Source organism: Kitasatospora saccharophila (assembly GCF_039529925.1).
Lineage (GTDB): Bacteria > Actinomycetota > Actinomycetes > Streptomycetales > Streptomycetaceae > Kitasatospora > Kitasatospora saccharophila.
Map to the genome: position 1 here is coordinate 80,113 of NZ_BAAANS010000033.1, position 15,897 is coordinate 96,009.

A 15,897-nucleotide genomic window follows, 5' to 3' on the forward strand; every position below is an offset into this window, starting at 1 on the left:
CCCGCCCGCCGCCCCGGGCGCCGGGACACGCTGGCCAGGGCTCCCCGGCCGACGCCACAATGGCGCCGATGACAGAGGACACCGTACGCCCCGCCGCCGCCGGGTCGACCGCCCCGGTACGGCCGCGGGCCGAGGGGGCCGGAACGCGGCCCGGCTGGTCGGTGGTCGTCCCGGTCAAGCCGCTCGCCGCGGCGAAGAGCCGACTGGCCGCGCTCGGCGCGCTCCGACCCAGGCTGGCGCTCGCGTTCGCGCTCGACACCGTCGCCGCCGCGCTGGCCTGCCCCGCGGTCGGACGCGTCCTGGTGGTCACCCGGGACCCGCGCGCCGCCGGAGCGCTGCGCGCGCTGGGGGCCGAGGTGCTGGACGACGAGCCCGGCGGCCTCAACCCGGCGCTCGCGCACGGCGCCGCGACCGCCCACCGCCGCTTCCCCCGCTCCCCCGTCACCACCCTCTCCGCGGACCTGCCGGCCCTGCGGCCGACCGAACTCGCCCGGGTGCTGGCCGCGGTGCCCGCCCGGGGCCGGGCCTTCCTCGCCGACGCCCCCGGCACCGGCACCGTGCTGCTGGCCGGGCCGCCGCGCGAACCGCTGCGCCCCGCGTTCGGGCCGGGCTCCCGGGACGCCCACCTGGCCGGCGGCGCCACCGAGCTCCGGCTGGCCGACGCCCCCTCCGTCCGCCGGGACGTCGACACCCCGGCGGACCTGGCCGCCGCCCACCTGCTGGGCCTCGGCCCGGCCACCGCCGCCCTGCTCCGAAGCCCTATGCTGGCTGCCATGCAGGCCACCGCGTTCAGCTTCGACCCCACGACCCGCTCCGGCTCGGTCCTGCTCGACGACGGCACCCCCGTCCCCTTCGACGCACCCGCCTTCGACGCCGGCGGCCTGCGGCTGCTGCGCGCGGGCCAGCGCGTCCGGATCCGCACCGCCGGCGAGGGCGCCGAGCGCCGGGTGGTCTTCCTCACCCTGCAGACCTTCCCGGACCCGGAAGCCGACTGACCCGGAAGCCGACTGGCCCGGCAGCCGACCGCCCCTGAAGCTGGCCGCCCCGGCAGCCGACTGACCCGCTCTCGGCTGACCCGCCCTCAGGCGCTCCGCCGGTAGCGGGACACCGGGCCGCCCCCGGCCCCCGAGCCGTCCAGCCGCAGCGCGGCGACCTCCGGGGAGTCGACCAACTTGAGCGGGGCCACGGCCAGTTGGGCCAGCCCGCCGCCGCCCGGGACGACACTGATCAGCCGGGTGCGCCCGAGCAGCGCGAAGCCGAGCTGGAGCCGGCCGTCCCGCGCCAGGAACGCCTCGGTGCGCTCGACCGCGCCCGGGCCGAAGAAGTAGCGGTACGCCTCGAACTGCGTCCAGCCCAGCGGGAGGGCGTTCAGCGTCCACCAGAGCGAGCCGAGGGCGGGGGCCAGCGAGGGGAACGAGGTCGGTTCGGTGATCTCCCCGATGGCCACGGTGTAACCGGGCGGCGTGTTCTTCACGACGACTCCTGGGGTGGGTCGAATTCGGCCCAGACGGTGTGGGTGCGCGCGCGGTAGCGGTGCCCGTAGCGGTCGGCCCGGCCGAGGAGGTCGAGGACCCTCCGGTGGTCGTGGGTCTCCGGCTCCCCCGGCAGCTCCGCCTCCACTCGGTAACCACCGCCGGGCAGCTGGATGATCCTGGCTTCGGCTCCGGTGGCCGCCGCGAGCCCGGACGCAAGGTCGAACACGCTCGTGCTCCGCACGCGCCGCACCTCTCCCCGAAGTTGGCCTGTCACGCAGGGTGAATCTAAAGCATTAGATTGCACCTGATGCATTAGATTGTCAAGCTGAACCACCCGGCCCGCCGCCGACCGCGGCGGGCCCCCGTCCTCCACCGGGAGAAGCCAGATGCCCAAGCAGGACCCGCCGTACCTCCGCATCGCGGACCACCTGCGCCGCCGGGTGCTGGGCGGGGAGTGGAAGCTCGGCGAGCGGCTGCCGTCCCGGGCCAAGATGGCCAAGAGCTACGAGGTGGGGACGAACGTGATCCAGCGGGCCCAGGAAGTCCTCATCTCCGAGGGCCTGTTGGAGGGCAAGACCGGCTCGGGCACCTACCTGCGGCCGCCGGTGCCGCGGCTGCCGATGGTGCGCTCGCGCGCGGTGGCGGACTTCCCCTCCGCCCCGGCGCCCGGCGGCGAGTGGGAGTCGGAGTCCTCGGCCCTCGTCCCGGCCACCGAGGAGGTCGCGCAGCGGCTGCGGATCGAGCCCGGCGAACTGGTGGTGCACACCCTCTACGAGTTCCTGCTGGAGCGGAGGATCGTCCAACTCGCCGACTCCTGGGAGCCGATGGCGCTCACCGACCGCACCTCCGTGACGCTGCCCAGCTACGGCCCGTTCCACGGGCGGACGGTGGTGAACCGGATGGCCTCGCTCGGGATCCGGGTGGTGCGCGCGGTGGAACGGCCGCGCCCGGCGCGGCCCACGGCGGAGCAGGCCGCGCTGCTCGGAATCGGCCCGAACGACCTGGTGACGGTGGTCGAGCGGACCTATCTGGACGACTCCGGGCGGCCGGTGGAGACCGCGGATCTCGTCATTCCGGATTCCCGCTGGGAGATCCGCTACGAGCTGTCACTGGAAGAACCGGAGTAATTCCCCCGCCCCGCGATTTCCCCCGCGGCCGGCGCGAACGGAGAGCGCGAACGGACAGCGTGACCGGCCGGCACGAGCGGTCGGTGGGAGCGGCCGGTGGGAGCGGCCGGCACGAGCGGTCGGCGGGGGCGGCGGCCCGGCCGGAAAAGCGGACGCGCCGGACCGGACCCGGGGGACCTCCGGGCCGGACCGGCGCGGCCGACGCCCCGGACACCGGACGGGCCGGTGCCGGGGGCGGGCGACTACTTGGCGGTGGACTTGCGCGCGGTGGTCTTCCGCGTGGCGGTCTTCTTCGCCGGAGCGGTCTTCTTGGCGGTGGCGGTGGTCTTCTTGGCGGCGGCCGCGGTGGTGGTCTTCTTGGCCGCGGTGGTCGCCTTCTTGGTGGCCGCCGCGCTGGCCTTCTTGGCCACCGCGGTCTTGGCGGTGGTGGCCTTCTTGACCGCGGTCTTGGCCGGGGCCGCCTTCTTGGCCGCCGTGGTGGCGGTCTTCTTGGCGGCGGTCTTCTTGGTCGCGGCGGTGCCCGCGGCGGCGGCGCGCTTGGTCGCGGCGCGCTTGGCGGCCGGGGTGGCGGCCACGCCGGACTTGCCCGGGGTGAGCGAGCCCTTGGGCGCCTTCTTGACCGACGGGCCCTCCTTCGGCAGCTTCTTGCTGCCGGAGACGAGGTCCTTGAAGCCCTGGCCGGGACGGAACCGCGGCACCGCGGTCTTCTTGACCTTGACCCGTTCGCCGGTCTGCGGGTTGCGGGCGAAGCGCGCCGAGCGCTCCACCTTCTCGAAGGTGCCGAAACCGGTGACCGAGACGCGGTCACCCGCCACGACGGCACGCACCATGGTGTCGAGCACTGCGTCGACGGCCTCTGCGGCAGCCTTGCGACCGCCCAGCTGCTCGGCCACCGCTTCGACAAGCTGAGCCTTGTTCACGTCTTCCCCTTCGGAAACGGGCGCCGGATGATTCCATCCGTTCTTTTCGCACGTTAGGTATGTATCTGCGGACTTTCAATTACCAAACGCGTGAATCACCCTAGTGTCGCAATGGATTTGCGCATGGAGGTGCTCACCGGGGAGGCATCCGCCCCTCGTCGAGGTCCTGCACAAAGCGACTCAACCGCCGTGCCGCCTCCGGGAGATCGCGCTTCGCGGTCTCGGTGACGATCAGCAGTTGTCGGGTGAGAGCGGTCTTTGCGTCCGTCGACACGTTCAGCGCGTGAACGCGGGCGTGGGCTTGCTTCAACCGCTCGGCCACCAGTGCGTAGAGCAGGGTGACTTCCGAGTCGGCAGCACCGTCCCGGCCGTCCGCGGACGCCGGTTCGCCGTCCTGGTACGGGGGTTCGGGACTGTGGTGCATGCAACGATTGTGCCATCTGTGCGGAGTTGCGCTACACCAGGGTCTATTCCCGGCTGACGAACTCCCCTGCGAACAACGAAGACCCGCCCCGGAGGGGGGCGGGTCTTGTTGTCGGCTCGTCAGAAAGCGGTGTCTCAGGCGACCGGCTGGGTGCGCGGCTTGTAGGAGGGCCGCTTCGCCTCGAACGCGGCGACGTCGGCCTCGTTCTGCAGGGTGATGCTGATGTCGTCCAGGCCGTTCAGCAGCCGCCAGCGCACGTTGTCGTCCAGTTCGAACGGCGCGGTGACGCCCTCGGCCCGGACCTCGCGGGCCTCCAGGTCGACGGTGATCTCGGCGGTCGGGTCGGCCTCGGTCAGCGCCCAGAGCGCCTCCACGGTCTCCTGCGGCAGGACCACCGTGAGCAGGCCGTTCTTCAGCGAGTTCCCGCGGAAGATGTCGGCGAACCGGGAGGAGATGACGGCCTGGAAGCCGTAGTTCTGCAGCGCCCAGACGGCGTGCTCGCGGGACGAGCCGGTGCCGAACTCGGGGCCGGCGACCAGGACGCTGGCGCCCTGGCGCTCGGGCAGGTTCAGGACGAAGGACTCGTCCTTGCGCCACGCCTCGAACAGGCCGTCCTCGAAGCCGGAGCGGGTGACCTTCTTCAGCCAGTGCGCCGGGATGATCTGGTCGGTGTCGACGTTCGAACGGCGCAGCGGGACGGCGCGGCCGGTGTGGGTGGTGAACTTCTCCATGGCGTCAGACCTCCACGGCCACGTTGTCGGTCAGGTCGGACGGTGCGGCCAGCCGGCCCACCAGCGCGGTGGCGGCGGCCACCTGGGGGGAGACCAGGTGGGTGCGGCCGCCCTTGCCCTGACGGCCCTCGAAGTTGCGGTTCGAGGTGGAGGCGCAGCGCTCGCCCGGGGCCAACTGGTCCGGGTTCATGCCCAGGCACATCGAGCAGCCGGCGTGCCGCCACTCGGCGCCCGCGGCGGTGAAGACCTTGTCCAGGCCCTCCTCGACGGCCTGCAGGGCGACCCGGACGGAGCCGGGGACGACCAGCATCCGCACGCCCTCGGCGATCTTCCGGCCCTCGACGATGGCCGCGGCGGCCCGCAGGTCCTCGATCCGGCCGTTGGTGCAGGAGCCGACGAAGACCGCGTCGACCTTGACCTCGCGCAGCGGGGTGCCGGCCTCCAGGCCCATGTACTTCAGGGCGTTCTCGGCGGCGATCCGCTCCTGCGGGTCCTCGAAGTCCTGCGGGTTCGGGACGTTCGCGCCCAGCGGCGCGCCCTGGCCCGGGTTGGTGCCCCAGGTGACGAACGGGGTCAGCTCGGCGGCGTCGATGAACACCTCGGCGTCGAAGACCGCGTCCTCGTCGGTGGCCAGGGTCTCCCAGTAGGCGACCGCGGCGTCCCAGTCCTCGCCCTGCGGGGCGTGCGGGCGGCCCTGCAGGTAGTCGAAGGTGGTGCGGTCGGGGGCGATCATGCCGGCCCGGGCGCCCGCCTCGATGGACATGTTGCAGATCGTCATCCGGGCCTCCATGGAGAGGCTGCGGATCGCCGAGCCGCGGTACTCCAGGACGTAGCCCTGGCCGCCGCCGGTGCCGATCTTGGTGATCACGGCCAGGATCAGGTCCTTGGCGGTGACGCCCTCGGGCAGCTCGCCCTCGACGGTGATCGCCATGGTCTTGAACGGGGCCAGCGGCAGCGTCTGGGTGGCCAGCACGTGCTCGACCTGGCTGGTGCCGATGCCGAAGGCCAGCGCGCCGAAGGCGCCGTGGGTGGAGGTGTGCGAGTCGCCGCAGACCACCGTCATGCCCGGCTGGGTCAGGCCCAGCTGCGGGCCGACCACGTGCACCACGCCCTGCTCGACGTCGCCCAGCGAGTGGATGCGCACGCCGAACTCGGCGGCGTTCTTGCGCAGCGTCTCCAGCTGGACCCGGGAGACCGGGTCGGCGATCGGCTTGTCGATGTCGAGGGTGGGGGTGTTGTGGTCCTCGGTGGCGATCGTCAGATCGGTCCGGCGGACCGGACGCCCGGCCAGCCGGAGGCCGTCGAACGCCTGCGGGCTGGTCACCTCGTGCAGCAGGTGCAGGTCGATGTAGAGCAGGTCGGGCTCGCCCTCGGCGCGCCGGACGACGTGGTCGTCCCAGACCTTCTCTGCGAGTGTCCGTCCCATCGGATTCCCTCCAGCCGGCCGCTCTGCCGGCCTTCTCGTGATCGTCGAGGTCTTGTCCCGTGCCGCCCTGTGAGGCTCGCTTGGAGTCGCGACCTGCACGCCGGACCGTCCAGGATGCGGACACCGTGGTGGGGTGCCGTCCTGGCTGTCTCCCGGGCTGCTGACTCCAAGAGTGGCGCTTTTCTCGGAAGATTGAACTTGCGTCTCGCTGATTGAGACTGCAGTATCGAGACATGGACAACACTAGCGGCGTCGGCGTTCTCGACAAGGCCGCTCTGGTGCTCAGCGCACTGGAGTCGGGCCCCGCCACGTTGGCGGGGCTGGTCGCCGCCACCGGTCTGGCACGGCCCACCGCCCACCGACTCGCCGTCGCACTCGAACACCACCGCCTGGTCACCCGGGACATGCAGGGCCGCTTCATCCTCGGCCCCCGGCTGGCCGAGCTCTCCTCCGCCGCCGGCGAGGACCGGCTGCTGGCCGCCGCGGGCCCGGTGCTGACCCACCTGCGGGACGTGACCGGCGAGAGCGCCCAGCTCTACCGCCGGCAGGGCGAGATGCGGATCTGCGTGGCCGCCGCCGAGCGCCTCTCCGGTCTGCGCGACACCGTGCCGGTCGGCTCCACGCTGCCGATGAAGGCCGGCTCCGCCGCCCAGGTGCTGCTCGCCTGGGAGGAGCCCGAGCGCCTGCACCGCGGCCTCCAGGGCGCCCGGTTCACCGCCACCGCGCTCAGCGGCGTGCGGCGGCGCGGCTGGGCCCAGTCCATCGGCGAGCGCGAGCCCGGCGTCGCCTCGGTCTCCGCGCCGGTCCGCGGCCCCTCCAACCGCGTGGTGGCCTCGGTCTCGGTCTCCGGCCCGATCGAGCGCCTCACCCGGCACCCCGGCCGGATGCACGCCCAGGCCATCATCGAGGCCGCCAACCGCCTCACCGAGGCGCTGCGCCGCAGCTGAGCCGCCCCGCACCGCACGACGTCCCCCCGGCCACCGGCCGGGGGGACATCGCCGCGCCCGCGTCCGGACATGCAAAAAGAGCCCCGGTCTCCCGGAGCTCGTTCTGTGTGGAGCGTTTCTTGGCTGGGGTACCAGGACTCGAACCTAGACTAAATGAACCAGAATCACTCGTGCTGCCAATTACACCATACCCCATAAGTACCCCCGACCGGATTCGAACCGGCGCTACCGCCTTGAGAGGGCGGCGTGCTAGGCCACTACACAACGGGGGCCCGAATGAGCGAGTACCCCCGACCGGATTCGAACCGGCGCTACCGCCTTGAGAGGGCGGCGTGCTAGGCCACTACACAACGGGGGCGGGACTCATTCGTTCTGCAATTGTCAAGAATTGCGTACCCCCGACCGGATTCGAACCGGCGCTACCGCCTTGAGAGGGCGGCGTGCTAGGCCACTACACAACGGGGGCTTACTGCAGTGATGTGCTGCGCTGGGGTACCAGGACTCGAACCTAGACTAACTGAACCAGAATCAGTCGTGCTGCCAATTACACCATACCCCACCAGAGTTCAACCCCTCTGCGGGATCTTCCTCGGTGTCTTGCGCCCCCCTGCCCGGGCGGCGCAGAAAGAACATTACCCGACGCCCCGCCCCGCTCCAAAATCGATAACCGCAGGCAGCGCGCCGGACACCTGCGGGCCAGGTCAGCGACACGGCCCGCAGGTGCCCGGGAGGCGCCCGGAACCGGCCTCAGGAGGCCGGGAGCAGCTCCAGCGCGGACCGCAGGCGGCGCAGCGTCTCCTCGCGGCCCAGCAGCTCCATCGACTCGAACAGCGGCGGGGAGACCCGGCGTCCGGTGACCGCGACCCGCAGCGGGGTGAAGGCGAACTTGGGCTTGATGCCCAGTCCTTCGACCAGCGCCTCGCGCAGGACGGCCTGGATCGGCTCGGGGGTGAAGTCGGGCAGCCCGCCGAGCGCCTCGACGGACGCCTCCAGGACCGGGCGGGCGTCCGCGGTGAGGACCTTGGCGGCGTCCTCCGGGTCGACCGCGAAGTCGGCGGGGGCGACGAACAGGAAGCCGGCCATGGTGACGATCTCGGAGAGGACCACCATCCGCTCCTGGGTGAGCGGCGCGACCTTCGCCAGCAGGTCGAGCTGCTCGGCGGTGGGCTCGGCCGGGAGCAGGCCGGGGGCCTGCAGGTAGGGCACCAGGCGCTTGACGAACTCCTCGGGGGCGAGGCGGCGCACGTGCTCGGCGTTGATGTGCTCGGCCTTCTTGAGGTCGAAGCGGGCCGGGTTGCCGTTGACGTCGTCGATGTCGAAGGCGGCGACCATCTCGTCGATGTCGAAGATGTCGCGGTCCTCGGCGAGCGACCAGCCCAGCAGGGCCAGGTAGTTGAGCAGGCCCTCGGGGAGGAAGCCGCGCTCGCGGTAGAGGTTGAGCGAGGCCTGCGGGTCGCGCTTGGAGAGCTTCTTGTTGCCCTCGCCCATCACGTACGGCAGGTGGCCGAACTGCGGGGTGGTGCCGTTGCCGACGCCGATCTCCGCCAGGGCGGCGTACAGCGCGATCTGACGGGGCGTCGAGGAGAGCAGGTCCTCGCCGCGCAGGACGTGGGTGATCTCCATCAGGGCGTCGTCGACCGGGTTGACCAGGGTGTACAGCGGGGCGCCGTTGGCCCGGACGATGCCGTAGTCGGGGACGTCCTTCGGGTCGAAGGAGATCGGGCCGCGCACCAGGTCGTCGAAGGCGAGCGTGGTGTCGGGCATCCGGAAGCGGAGGATCGACGGGCGGCCCTCGGCCTCGTACGCCTCCTTCTGGCCGTCCGTCAGGTCGCGGCAGTGGCCGTCGTAACCGGAGGGCCGGCCGGCGGCGCGGGCCGCCTCGCGGCGGGCGTCGAGCTCCTCGGTGGTGCAGTAGCAGGGGTAGGCGTGGCCGGCCGCGCGCAGGCGCTCGGCGACGTCGGCGTAGACGTCCATCCGCTGCGACTGGCGGTAGGGGGCGTGCGGGCCGCCGACCTCGGGGCCCTCGTTCCAGTCGAAGCCGAGCCAGCGCATCGCGTCGAGCAGCTGGCCGTACGACTCCTCGGAGTCCCGGGCCGCGTCGGTGTCCTCGATCCGGAAGACCAGGGTGCCGCCGTTGTGCCGGGCGTAGGCCCAGTTGAACAGGGCGGTGCGGACCAGGCCGACGTGCGGGTTGCCGGTCGGGGAGGGGCAGAAGCGGACCCGGACGGCGGGGTTCTTCTTGTCAGCCACGTTGTCAGCCACGCTTGATCACCTTGTTGGAGAGGGTGCCGATGCCTTCGACGGAGACGGCGACCTCGTCGCCGATGTTCAGGGGACCGACGCCCGCGGGGGTGCCGGTGAGGATGACGTCGCCCGGGAGCAGGGTCATCGCCTCGGAGACGTGCACGATCAGCTCGGCGACCGAGCGGACCATCTGGGAGGTGCGGCCGGCCTGGCGGAGCTCGCCGTTGACGGTGCAGGTGACGGCCAGGTCGGCGGGGTCGAGGTCGGTCTCGATCCACGGGCCGAGCGGGCAGGAGGTGTCGAAGCCCTTGGCGCGGGCCCACTGGCCCTCGCGCTGCTGCACGTCGCGGGCGGTGACGTCGTTGGCGCAGGTGTAGCCGAAGACCACCTCGGAGACCCGGTCCAGCGGCACCTCGCGGCACATCCGGCCGATCACCACGGCGAGTTCGGCCTCGTACTGCACGTCCGAGGAGAACGGCGGGTAGGCGATCGACTCGGTGGGGCCGATCACGGCGGTGGACGGCTTGAAGAACGTCAGCGGGACGGCCGGGACCTCGTTGCCCAGCTCGGCGGCGTGCGCGGCGTAGTTGCGGCCGACCGCGACGATCTTGCTGGGGAGCATCGGGGCGAGCAGCCGGACGTCCTGCAGGCGGTGGGTCTCGCCGGTCGGCTGGGGGGTGCCGAAGGGGTGCCCGGCCAGCGCGTGGACCACCAGCGAGTCGGGTTGCGCGGCGTCCCCCTCGATGATTCCGAAGGAGACCGAGCCCGCCGCGGGGCTCCCTTCACGGACGGAGAACCTGGCGATACGCACAGCCCTGCAACCTCTCGGTTCGTCGGCCGCCCGGACGCTCCCGGGCGGCTGCCGAGCCCGCAGTACCGGGCCCGGCTGGTGCCACCAGGCTATCCGTGCGGGGGTCAGTCCCGCGGCAGGCGGGGGGCCGGGGCGGTCATCAGGACCGTGCGGCGCGGGTTGGCGGTGACCGGGGGCAGCTCGGCGGCGTACGCGGGGGTGGTCCGGCCGGGCAGCTGGGGGAAGTCCGCGACGGAGGCCAGGGTGGTGCGGCGGGGGTTGGCCGTGGAGCGCGCGGCCCCGGTGGTCGTCTCGGACATTTGCGTCAGCACCCTTGTTTCGCTCGAACGGACTTTTGCGCGGGCCCGCCGCTGGGCAGGCTCCGGTCAACCCTGCCAGGTTAGGGAGCCCATTCCACAGCGGCCGTGACCAAAGCTACACATCACGCTGTGAGTTTGCTCACAATTTCCGGAACAAAGGGGGCGGGTGCGGAGATTCGGGACCAATGACGGAAAGCGCCATTAGGGATATCCCGGACATTCGACCCACAAGCCGATCTTCCCCTCCCTTGACCCGGACACGTCGAGTGTCCGAAAAGGACCGTATTCCGGCGCGGATGCACGACGGAACGTGAGGCCCCGCGCGCGGAGGGTGGCCCAGGACACCGTGTCGTAACGGCCCTTGTTGGACTTCCCCCGCTGTGCTGGAATGCCACGGAAAAACTCGACACCGCCCTATCTCCGCCCGGCGGGGAAGGGCGCCCGGTCCAGAGGTTGCGACGCCAGTGCAGGGACGTTTCAAGAGGGGCAGCGGCGCCGCGGGTGACCCGGAGTCGCGCGAGCCCGCGGCCGGCCCCCACCAGGCGGCGCCGGCGACGACGGGCCAAGGCGAGCGTCAGCACGGCGCCCCCGCCGAACCCGCCGCCGACAGCGGTGCGCAGGGCGTGAACGGCGCGCCGCAGGAGCAGGGCGGCGAAGCCGCCGACAAGAAGAGCAGGCGGTCCAGACTCCGCGGCACGCTCACCCGCCGCCGGGCCACCGGCCTGAGCCGCCTCGCCATGCGCAACTGGCGGATCCGCACCCGGCTGATCGCCCTCCTCGTCCTGCCGGTGGCCGTGGCACTGCTGCTCGGCGGCCTGCGCGTGCAGGGCTCGATGGAGAACTCCCGCGAGCTGTCGCAGATGAGCAACCTGGCCGAACTGGCCCGGACCGCCACCGACCTCGCGCACGCCCTGCAGACCGAGCGCGACGTCGCGGCCGGACCGCTGGCCGCCCAGAGCTCGACGGCGGACACCGACCCGCTGATCCAGCAGGCCTACAAGGACACCAACGCCCTCTCCAAGAAGTTCACCAACGCGGCCGACAAGTTCGACGACCTCGACCTCGCGGGCTCCAAGACCCTGCTGCTGCAGGTCCGCCGCGACCTGAACGGCCTGCCCCGGGCCCGCACCGGCGCCTACCAGGACCTGGACAACATCCAGGCGACGATCACCAACTACGACGTGATCATCACCGACCTGCTCGGCGCCGCCCAGGACATCGCGGTCACCTCGAACTCCTCCGAGCTGATCACCGCCACCCGCTCGCTGTACCAGTTCTCGCTGTCCAAGGAGAACACCTCGATGCAGCGCGCGCTGCTCTCCGCCGCGCTCGCCCACCCCGGCGGTGCCACGCTCTCCGTCTCGGACGAGACCTTCGGCTCCCGGCTGATGGTCGCCGAGGGCAACGCGCTGCAGAACTTCACCGCCATCTACGGTGAGGCCGCGGCCCGCGGCAAGCAGTCCGAGATGAGCTTCAACAACGTGGTCGCCGAGGCCGACCGGTTCGCCAAGGCGGCCCTGAACACCAACGGCATCCGGCTCAACGACGGCACCAGCTACCAGTCCTGGTACGAGAAGTCGACGGCCAAGATCACCGCCGAGCGGAAGATCGAGACCGCGCTGCTGGAGGAGCTGGACGGCAAGGCCCAGAAGCTTCAGTCCGACGCCGACACCGAGTCGGTGCTCAACGCCTCGCTGGTCGCCCTGGTGCTCATCGTCGCCATCGCCGGCGCCGCCCTGATGGCCCGCTCGATGGTGCGCTCGCTGACCCGCCTGCAGACCTCCGCCGAGGACGTCGCCGAGCGCCGCCTGCCCGAGCTGGTCAAGATCCTCTCCGAGAGCGACCCGCACGACGTCGACGTCACCGTCGAACCGGTCGGCGTCGACTCCGCGGACGAGATCGGCCACGTGGCGCACGCCTTCGACATGGTGCACCGCGAGGCGGTCCGACTGGCCGCCGAGCAGGCGCTGCTGCGAGGCAACATCAACGCGATGTTCACCAACCTCTCGCGCCGCAGCCAGGGCCTGATCCAGCGCCAGCTGTCGCTGATCTCCGAGCTGGAGAGCCGCGAGGCGGACCCGGACCAGCTGGCCTCGCTGTTCAAGCTGGACCACCTGGCGACCCGCATGCGCCGCAACGGCGAGAACCTCCTCGTCCTCGCGGGCGAGGACCCGGGCCGCCGCTGGACCCGCCCCGTCCCGCTGGTCGACGTGCTGCGCGCCGCCGCCTCCGAGGTGGAGCAGTACGAGCGCGTCGAGCTGGCCTCGGTGCCCACCGCCGAGGTGGCCGGCCGGATCGTCAACGACCTCGTCCACCTGCTCGCCGAGCTGCTGGAGAACGCCACCTCGTTCTCCTCCCCGCAGACCCGGGTCCGGGTCACCGGCCACGCCCTGCCGGACGGCCGGGTGCTGATCGAGATCCACGACACCGGCATCGGCCTCTCCCCGGACGACCTCGCCGACATCAACGAGCGCCTCGCCAACCCGCCGGTCGTGGACGTCTCGGTCTCCCGCCGGATGGGCCTGTTCGTGGTCGGCCGGCTGTCCCTGCGGCACGGCATCCGGATCCAGCTCCGCCCGTCCGACTCCGGCGGCACCACCGCGCTGGTCATGCTGCCGGTCGACGTCACCAACTCCGCCGAACGGCGCGGCAACCGGCCCGGTGCGGGCGCCGGGGCCGGCCAGGGCGGCGGCAAGCAGCAGCGCGGCCTGGCGCCGACGCCGCGCCAGCAGGGCCGCCCGGCGGGCGACCTGCCCGGCGGGCGCACCGCGCTCGGCCAGTCGGGCCCGAACGACCCCGCGGGCCGTCCGCAGCTGGGCCAGGGCCCGGTCGGCGGCAGCCCCGACCTGTTCTCCCCCGCCGGTGCCACCGGCCCGTCCGCGCCGCGCCGCGCGCCGGGCGGTCCCGGTGCGGGCCAGGGTGCGCCCGGGGCGCAGCCGGCCGGCGGCGGCTTCGGTCCGGGCGGCGCGTTCGGCACCGGACCGGCCCAGGGCGGCCGCTCCGGCGGTCTGCCGACCCGTGCGGTGGGCCAGTCGCTGCGCGACAACGCGGGCCCGGGCGCGCAGGGGCCGTCGGCCCCGGCCGGTCCGGGCGCGGGTGCCGGTGCCGGTGCGCCGGCCGGTGGCGGGCTGCCGCCCCGGCGGGTGCCGGGCGCCTCGGGTGCGCCGGGCGTCCAGGGCGGCCCCGGTGGCGGGCTGCCGCCGCGCCGTCCGCAGCAGCAGGGTCAGCCGGGTCAGCCCGGCCAGCCGCCGCAGGGCGGTCCGCAGGGGCCGCGCCGTCCGCAGGGGCCGCAGGGCCCGCAGGGCGGTCCGCAGCAGGGCCAGCAGCGTCCGGGCGGTGAGCCCACCCAGCACGGGCGGGCCGAGCAGCCGCAGCGGCGTCCGCTGCCGCAGCAGCCGCAGCCGGCCGAGCAGTCCGGTGCGTTCGCCCGGCCCCGGTTCGAGGCGTCCGACATCGACCCGCGCGACCCGCTGGGCCTCGGCCTGGTGGAGCCGGTGCTGCCGGACCCGGTGGGCCAGGGCGTGCCGCCGCTGCCGCCGCAGGGCCAGCAGCAGCCTCAGCAGCCGCCGCAGCAGTCGCAGTTCGCGGAGCGTCCGCAGCCGATGGCGCTGCCGACGGCCGGTGAGCGCCCGTCCGGGCCGACCGGTCCGGCGCAGGGCCACGAGCAGCTCCGCCCGCGTGGGTACCAGCCGCAGCGTCCCGGCACCTCCGCGCCGGGCTTCGGCCAGCAGCCGGCTCCGCAGGCGGCGCGTCCGCAGGCCGATCCGGCCGAGCGGCAGCGTCCGCAGGCGCCGGGTCCGCAGGGCCAGGGCCTGCCGCCGCGTCCGGTGCAGGGCGGTGCGCCGCAGGGCGCCCCGCAGCGTCCGGCGGCTCCGCAGCGTCCGGCCGCGCCCCAGCGTCCGGCCGGTCCGCAGGGGCAGCCGGGTCAGGGCCAGCAGCCGGGTCAGGGCCGGCCGCAGGCGGCGCCGTTCGGCGGCGCTCCGGCGGCGGACCCGCAGGGTGACCCGGACGCGCCGTGGCGCCCGTCGGCGAACGACGAGCGCTGGCGGCGGGCCGAGCAGATGCGCGAGCCGCAGACCAACGGCCTGACCACCTCGGGGCTGCCTCGCCGCACCCCGCAGGCCAACCTGGTCTCCGGCAGTGCCGAGGCCAGTCCGCTGACCGGTCCCCAGGTCTCGCGCAGCCCGGAGGAGGTGCGCGGCCGGCTGACCAACCTGCGCCGCGGCATCCAGCAGGGCCGGCAGGCGGGGACGCAGCAGCCGGGCTTCGGCGGTCCCGCGTCGCAGCAGCGGCCGGGCTTCGACTTCGGCGGGACGTCCGAGGGCTACCGGGGCGCCCGGGGCGGACGGTCCGACGTCGAGGGCAACAACGGCTTCGGCCCCGAGCACCAGGAGCGTTGAGTTGATCCAGATGAGCCAGGCCGCACAGAACCTGAACTGGCTGATCACCAATTTCGTGGACAACACCCCCGGGGTGTCCCACACCGTGGTGGTCTCCGCCGACGGTCTCCTGCTGTGCATGTCCGAGGGCTTCCCCCGGGACCGTGCCGACCAGCTGGCCGCCGTCGCCTCCGGACTGACCTCGCTGACCTCGGGTGCGAGCCGCATCTTCGAGGGCGGCGAGGTCAACCAGACCGTCGTGGAGATGGAGCGCGGCTTCCTGTTCCTGATGGCGGTGAGCGACGGCTCCGCGCTCGCGGTGCTCGCCTCGCCGGACTCCGACATCGGCCTGATCGGCTACGAGATGGCCCTGTTGGTCGACCGGGCCGGCGCGGTGCTCACGCCGGCCCTGCGGGCCGAGCTCCAGGGCAGTCTCCTGCACTGACGGTCGGGTCCGACCGACCCCGACTCCTCAGCACCACCCTCACCGTGCCGGACCCCACCCGACCCCCGGGTCCGGCACCCCACCCCAGGTCTTCGTCGTACGGTGGCTGACAGCCCGTCAGCCAACGGCCCAGTGGGCTCCGGCCGCGAACGACTGCAGCACAAGGAGGACGCATGACCCCGCCCCCGACACCCGCCGGCTCGTACGGCAACGGGTACGGAAACGGCTACGGCGGCCAGCAGGCCGGCGGGTACGGCGGCCAGCAGTCGGACGGCTACGAGCAGCAGCCGCTGGTCCGCCCGTACGCGATGACCGGCGGACGCACCCGGCCCCGCTACCAGTTGGCCATCGAGGCGCTGATCTCGACCACCAGCACCGCCGCCCCGGGCGGGCTGCTCCCCGAGCACGCCCGCATCGTGTCGCTGTGCCGCGAGGTCAAGTCGGTCGCCGAGATCTCCGCGCTGGCGGGCGTCCCGCTCGGGGTCGCCCGCATCCTCGTCGCAGACCTGGCGGAAGCCGGTCTGGTCGCCATCCACCAGCCCGCCGCCGCGGGCGAGTCGGGCGGTACGCCTGACGTCACGCTGCTCGAAAGGGTCCTCAGTGGACTTCGCAAGCTCTAACGCGGCCGCCGCCCCCAGCCGCGCCACCACCTCCGCCAAGATCGTCGTC

Annotated in this window: 14 protein-coding genes, 5 tRNA genes and 1 pseudogene; 6 read left to right on the forward strand and 14 right to left on the reverse strand. The window is 73.0% G+C overall.

Annotated elements, in window-relative coordinates:
- Positions 1-68: 68 nt before the first annotated feature.
- Positions 69-746: pseudogene (cofC, locus tag ABD345_RS23555) on the forward strand (2-phospho-L-lactate guanylyltransferase); the annotation flags it as partial.
- A 335-nt stretch (positions 747-1,081) separates the two neighbouring features.
- Here cofC and ABD345_RS23560 read toward each other — a convergent pair.
- Together ABD345_RS23560 and ABD345_RS23565 are read right to left on the reverse strand one after the other, a co-directional pair.
- Positions 1,082-1,474: a hypothetical protein gene (locus tag ABD345_RS23560; RefSeq protein ID WP_344554583.1), complete on the reverse strand. Its 393-nt coding sequence runs from the start codon at positions 1,472-1,474 to the stop codon at positions 1,082-1,084.
- Positions 1,471-1,716 carry a hypothetical protein gene (locus ABD345_RS23565; protein WP_344554584.1) on the reverse strand — a complete coding sequence of 82 codons (246 nt, stop codon included), beginning with the start codon at positions 1,714-1,716 and terminating at the stop codon, positions 1,471-1,473. Before ABD345_RS23565 ends, ABD345_RS23560 begins: the two co-directional genes overlap by 4 nt.
- A gap of 145 nt (positions 1,717-1,861) precedes the next feature.
- Here ABD345_RS23565 and ABD345_RS23570 point away from each other — a divergent pair, with 145 nt between their 5' ends.
- On the forward strand, positions 1,862-2,602 hold the full coding sequence (locus ABD345_RS23570) for a GntR family transcriptional regulator (RefSeq protein ID WP_344554585.1): 741 nt from the start codon (positions 1,862-1,864) through the stop codon (positions 2,600-2,602).
- A gap of 242 nt (positions 2,603-2,844) precedes the next feature.
- Here ABD345_RS23570 and ABD345_RS23575 read toward each other — a convergent pair whose 3' ends face one another.
- The 4 genes from ABD345_RS23575 to leuC form a co-directional block, all read right to left on the reverse strand.
- A complete protein-coding gene (locus ABD345_RS23575; RefSeq protein ID WP_344554586.1) occupies positions 2,845-3,522 on the reverse strand; it encodes an HU family DNA-binding protein in 678 nt (225 codons plus the stop codon).
- 133 nt (positions 3,523-3,655) lie between these two features.
- On the reverse strand, positions 3,656-3,946 hold the full coding sequence (locus ABD345_RS23580) for an SCO5555 family protein (RefSeq protein ID WP_380274669.1): 291 nt from the start codon (positions 3,944-3,946) through the stop codon (positions 3,656-3,658).
- Positions 3,947-4,080: 134 nt separating this feature from the next.
- Entirely contained in the window at positions 4,081-4,677 is a 597-nt protein-coding gene (gene leuD / locus ABD345_RS23585) for a 3-isopropylmalate dehydratase small subunit (protein ID WP_344554587.1), read from the reverse strand.
- 4 nt (positions 4,678-4,681) lie between these two features.
- Positions 4,682-6,103: a 3-isopropylmalate dehydratase large subunit gene (gene leuC / locus ABD345_RS23590; protein WP_344554588.1), complete on the reverse strand. Its 1,422-nt coding sequence runs from the start codon at positions 6,101-6,103 to the stop codon at positions 4,682-4,684.
- Between the two features lie 233 nt (positions 6,104-6,336).
- Between leuC and ABD345_RS23595 the strand changes: the two genes are divergently transcribed.
- On the forward strand, positions 6,337-7,050 hold the full coding sequence (locus ABD345_RS23595; RefSeq protein WP_344554589.1) for an IclR family transcriptional regulator: 714 nt from the start codon (positions 6,337-6,339) through the stop codon (positions 7,048-7,050).
- Positions 7,051-7,170: 120 nt separating this feature from the next.
- Here ABD345_RS23595 and ABD345_RS23600 read toward each other — a convergent pair.
- The 8 genes from ABD345_RS23600 to ABD345_RS23635 form a co-directional block, all read right to left on the reverse strand.
- Positions 7,171-7,245, reverse strand: a tRNA-Gln gene (locus tag ABD345_RS23600).
- A gap of 4 nt (positions 7,246-7,249) precedes the next feature.
- Positions 7,250-7,322, reverse strand: a tRNA-Glu gene (locus ABD345_RS23605).
- A 13-nt stretch (positions 7,323-7,335) separates the two neighbouring features.
- Positions 7,336-7,408, reverse strand: a tRNA-Glu gene (locus ABD345_RS23610).
- A 35-nt stretch (positions 7,409-7,443) separates the two neighbouring features.
- Positions 7,444-7,516: transfer RNA gene (locus tag ABD345_RS23615), tRNA-Glu, on the reverse strand.
- A gap of 21 nt (positions 7,517-7,537) precedes the next feature.
- Positions 7,538-7,609: transfer RNA gene (locus ABD345_RS23620), tRNA-Gln, on the reverse strand.
- Positions 7,610-7,797: 188 nt separating this feature from the next.
- On the reverse strand, positions 7,798-9,312 hold the full coding sequence (gene gltX / locus ABD345_RS23625; protein ID WP_344554590.1) for a glutamate--tRNA ligase: 1,515 nt from the start codon (positions 9,310-9,312) through the stop codon (positions 7,798-7,800).
- Complete coding sequence (locus ABD345_RS23630; RefSeq protein ID WP_344554591.1) at positions 9,305-10,105, reverse strand: fumarylacetoacetate hydrolase family protein; 801 nt, start codon at positions 10,103-10,105, stop codon at positions 9,305-9,307. Before ABD345_RS23630 ends, gltX begins: the two co-directional genes overlap by 8 nt.
- A 104-nt stretch (positions 10,106-10,209) precedes the next feature.
- Entirely contained in the window at positions 10,210-10,404 is a 195-nt protein-coding gene (locus tag ABD345_RS23635; protein WP_344554592.1) for a hypothetical protein, read from the reverse strand.
- A 464-nt stretch (positions 10,405-10,868) separates the two neighbouring features.
- Between ABD345_RS23635 and ABD345_RS23640 the strand changes: the two genes are divergently transcribed.
- The 3 genes from ABD345_RS23640 (at position 10,869) to ABD345_RS23650 (ending at position 15,848) form a co-directional block, all read left to right on the forward strand.
- Complete coding sequence (locus ABD345_RS23640) at positions 10,869-14,804, forward strand: sensor histidine kinase (RefSeq protein ID WP_344554593.1); 3,936 nt, start codon at positions 10,869-10,871, stop codon at positions 14,802-14,804.
- Positions 14,805-14,814: 10 nt separating this feature from the next.
- Positions 14,815-15,228, forward strand: coding sequence for a roadblock/LC7 domain-containing protein (locus ABD345_RS23645; RefSeq protein WP_176192842.1), 414 nt, complete (start codon positions 14,815-14,817; stop codon positions 15,226-15,228).
- A gap of 173 nt (positions 15,229-15,401) precedes the next feature.
- Positions 15,402-15,848 (forward strand): DUF742 domain-containing protein, encoded by a 447-nt coding sequence (locus ABD345_RS23650; RefSeq protein WP_033252722.1) that lies wholly within the window; start codon positions 15,402-15,404, stop codon positions 15,846-15,848.
- Positions 15,849-15,897 lie beyond the last annotated feature (49 nt).

What these genes read in the sequence shown, in the direction of transcription:
- ABD345_RS23650 (WP_033252722.1), top strand. Translation starts at nt 15,402, where the DNA reads ATGACCCCGCCCCCGACACCCGCCGGCTCGTACGGCAACGGGTACGGA.
- ABD345_RS23580 (WP_380274669.1), bottom strand. Translation starts at nt 3,946, where the DNA reads ATGCACCACAGTCCCGAACCCCCGTACCAGGACGGCGAACCGGCGTCC.
- leuD (WP_344554587.1), bottom strand. Translation starts at nt 4,677, where the DNA reads ATGGAGAAGTTCACCACCCACACCGGCCGCGCCGTCCCGCTGCGCCGT.
- ABD345_RS23645 (WP_176192842.1), top strand. Translation starts at nt 14,815, where the DNA reads ATGAGCCAGGCCGCACAGAACCTGAACTGGCTGATCACCAATTTCGTG.
- ABD345_RS23595 (WP_344554589.1), top strand. Translation starts at nt 6,337, where the DNA reads ATGGACAACACTAGCGGCGTCGGCGTTCTCGACAAGGCCGCTCTGGTG.
- ABD345_RS23635 (WP_344554592.1), bottom strand. Translation starts at nt 10,404, where the DNA reads ATGTCCGAGACGACCACCGGGGCCGCGCGCTCCACGGCCAACCCCCGC.
- ABD345_RS23570 (WP_344554585.1), top strand. Translation starts at nt 1,862, where the DNA reads ATGCCCAAGCAGGACCCGCCGTACCTCCGCATCGCGGACCACCTGCGC.
- leuC (WP_344554588.1), bottom strand. Translation starts at nt 6,103, where the DNA reads ATGGGACGGACACTCGCAGAGAAGGTCTGGGACGACCACGTCGTCCGG.